Source organism: Acidithiobacillus marinus, from assembly GCF_002847505.1.
Lineage (GTDB): Bacteria > Pseudomonadota > Gammaproteobacteria > Acidithiobacillales > Acidithiobacillaceae > Acidithiobacillus > Acidithiobacillus marinus.
The window spans coordinates 1-2878 of record NZ_MXAV01000028.1; the positions used below are offsets into that span (position 1 = coordinate 1).

Annotated in this window: 4 protein-coding genes; 1 reads left to right on the plus strand and 3 read right to left on the minus strand. The window is 46.8% G+C overall.

Annotated features, from left to right (window positions below; genetic code table 11):
- From B1757_RS06925 to B1757_RS06935, 3 genes are all read right to left on the minus strand, one after another.
- Positions 1 to 286: transposase family protein (locus B1757_RS06925; RefSeq protein ID WP_143484233.1), on the minus strand; the 286-nt coding region annotated here is incomplete at its 3' end.
- A gap of 163 nt (positions 287 to 449) precedes the next feature.
- Positions 450 to 668 (minus strand): addiction module protein, encoded by a 219-nt coding sequence (locus B1757_RS06930; RefSeq protein ID WP_101537626.1) that lies wholly within the window; start codon positions 666 to 668, stop codon positions 450 to 452.
- Between the two features lie 587 nt (positions 669 to 1255).
- Positions 1256 to 2359, minus strand: coding sequence for an MFS transporter (locus B1757_RS06935; RefSeq protein ID WP_172437636.1), 1104 nt, complete (start codon positions 2357 to 2359; stop codon positions 1256 to 1258).
- 77 nt (positions 2360 to 2436) lie between these two features.
- On the opposite strand from B1757_RS06935, the gene B1757_RS06940 reads away from it, so the two are divergent.
- Positions 2437 to 2878 (plus strand): helix-turn-helix domain-containing protein (locus B1757_RS06940; protein ID WP_143484234.1); only part of this gene is annotated, 442 nt, incomplete at its 3' end.

Consider the following 2878-nt stretch of genomic DNA (forward strand, 5'->3'; position numbering starts at 1 on the left):
CCCAGGGAACAGATATCTGATGCACTCCATGCTCCTGGCACTTCACACGAGGTACGCGGGCATGGAGATAGGCTTCATGCTGGAAGAAATCCATGTGCCGCCAAGTATGGTCACGGGTATCATGTACCGGACACTCCTCACCACAGACGGAGCAAGCAAAGCGACTACCCTTGGGAAAGTTGATGTGCAGATCCAGGCGTTTCTCCTCCACCGTGAAAGTCACATGATCCACCAACCACGGCGGAACCAATCCTAACGCGAGAGAAAACAGCTCTTCAGGGACCATCAGCTAACTCCAATTCAGGGCACGACCGCTCCACAGCATTCTACCCCCTACCCACTCAATCTGACGAAGAGCCGAAAATAGGTGCCGAGCCCCTCTGTTTGGGCTTCATAAAAATGGTAACCATCCAGAAGGTCTTGTTGTGCGGCGTTGGATATCTCGATGATCATCGGGTGCTTTTGCGCAGGTTCGCTTTGGCTGTATCCCAAGCCGAAAAGTAGTCAGACCCCTCGCGCAGGGCATTTTCTCTTTGAGCCAGTATTTCTCCGTGCCAGACGGGAGAGGGGATGTTTGTGGGTTGTTGGCAGAGGCTGTCCCACAAGGATTCCATCATCTGGATTTTTTGACGGACACTGAGTTCACTTATCTTGGGCAAGGTGGTCATGGCATAGCTCCTGATAGGTGGGAATCCACCACGCTGGTGATTGCTTGGTAAAAGAATAACGCATCAGACGTCACTCTGCGATTCTTGATGTTGCTATACTCTCGGTAGTTGAGGAGTTTGTGGAGGCCATTTCCAGTACAGTAGCGGTACACCGCCATTGCCAACGGGAAACGCGCCGACACAATAAAAACCAAACAAGAATAGTATGTTACGACAAGTGTACCCAATGGGTGGCAAGTAGGACCTATCTAACCTATTGATTTGTTGCGGAACTGAAAATCCTCGTGTCGGCGGTTCGATTCCGTCTCTGGGCACCATATAAATCTGACAGTTGTAGTCCTGCCGACAATACTTATGGGATGAGAGTAGTGCGACTTCTACTGCTCTGGTTCTGGTATCAGTATAGATAACGCCCCCATGAAATGTATCCACGATAACTCTTTTATGCAAAGGGAAAGTTTTTGGCGTTCATCCCAGACATTAATGTCGCAGGCTCATCACATTTTTTGCTTTCCACAGTAAATGACATTCACTTAAAGCGGTGCAAGTTTTTATAATCATTTTTCTACGTCTTATCTAGTAAGATTTTAATGTTTCAGGGGTGAGCTATACATATGTGCGATGGTGATCCCAATAAGTATCACTAGACCTACGCCACCATCAACAATAAAAAGTAATGACATGGATGCCATATGTGATATAAATATTGCAGCAATCGACGGTGCAATCAGCATTGCGATGCTGCGAAATGAACCCATCTTTGCCGTTACCTCTCCAGCATTATCTGGAAACTCCTGCACAACCACGACATTGGCGCGAATCGACTCTATAGCAGAAAACATACCTGTACAAAAGAATAGAAAAGTCGCCACATAGGGTGCAATGGACGAAGGTAGCATGAATGTAAAACCTAGCGCCACAAAGCACAACGCGATAACAATTACTGAAACAATAGTTGCTTGCAGAGGATTCATAGTGTCCGTATGTTTGCTCCGATGCTTTCGTGAAAGGTAGCTTGCGGCTAAAATCCCGCCGGAACCAGAAGCAGTTACAAGCACACCCAGCAGAACCATGCTGTATCCCGAGTTTCGCAAAAGCACTGGTAACTGATTATTTATAAAAAATACCATAAACGAATAAGTAGTGACCGTCCAGAGTAATTGTTTTAGGATGCGATGATTGGTATTTCTATTTTCTTCTGAATATGGGGTTTTATTTATAGAGGTAACGGTTTCTTCTCCTTTATGATTATTTATATTATTATGGGCATCATGATGTTTATATTTATGAAATGCATAGACAGTCAACATCGATGCTAATAGTGTCATCAAAATTGAAATTTTAATGGCGGTAGATTCGCCATAGCTTGAAGTAACAAGAACACCTAAAGTTGGTGCAGTAATTTTTGATGCACTTCTCAATAAGCCCAACAAACCAAAATAACGAGATACGTCACGGGGTGGGAGAATCTGTGTGCAAATGACATTACTTGCGGGATTCTCCGGCAGCGATATCACGGATCTAATGAATACGATCAGGCAAAAAAACAGAAATGAAGGTTTTAATAAGATGAGCATGGTAATAAGACTTCTCAGAACCAATGACCATATTAAAACCAAGGGGGGATTATTATGTGAATCAACCAGTCGCCCAATCGACGGCCCTAGAAAAACTGAAGGCTCCAATATCAAAGCGGGCTCTTCGTCAGATTGAGTGGGTAGGGGGTAGAATGCTGTGGAGCGGTCGTGCCCTGAATTGGAGTTAGCTGATGGTCCCTGAAGAGCTGTTTTCTCTCGCGTTAGGATTGGTTCCGCCGTGGTTGGTGGATCATGTGACTTTCACGGTGGAGGAGAAACGCCTGGATCTGCACATCAACTTTCCCAAGGGTAGTCGCTTTGCTTGCTCCGTCTGTGGTGAGGAGTGTCCGGTACATGATACCCGTGACCATACTTGGCGGCACATGGATTTCTTCCAGCATGAAGCCTATCTCCATGCCCGCGTACCTCGTGTGAAGTGCCAGGAGCATGGAGTGCATCAGATATCTGTTCCCTGGGCACGGGAAGGCTCGCATTTCACCCTGCTCTTCGAAGCGCTGATCATGACCCTGGTGCGGGAGATGCCGGTATTGACCGTAGCCCGCCTAGTCGGCGAGACCGACACGCTCCTGTGGCGGGTGATTGACCACTATGTGCCAGAAGCCCGTACCAGAG

Excerpts from the sequence above, each read along its gene's own strand:
- B1757_RS06930 (WP_101537626.1), bottom strand. The coding sequence starts at position 668 with ATGACCACCTTGCCCAAGATAAGTGAACTCAGTGTCCGTCAAAAAATC.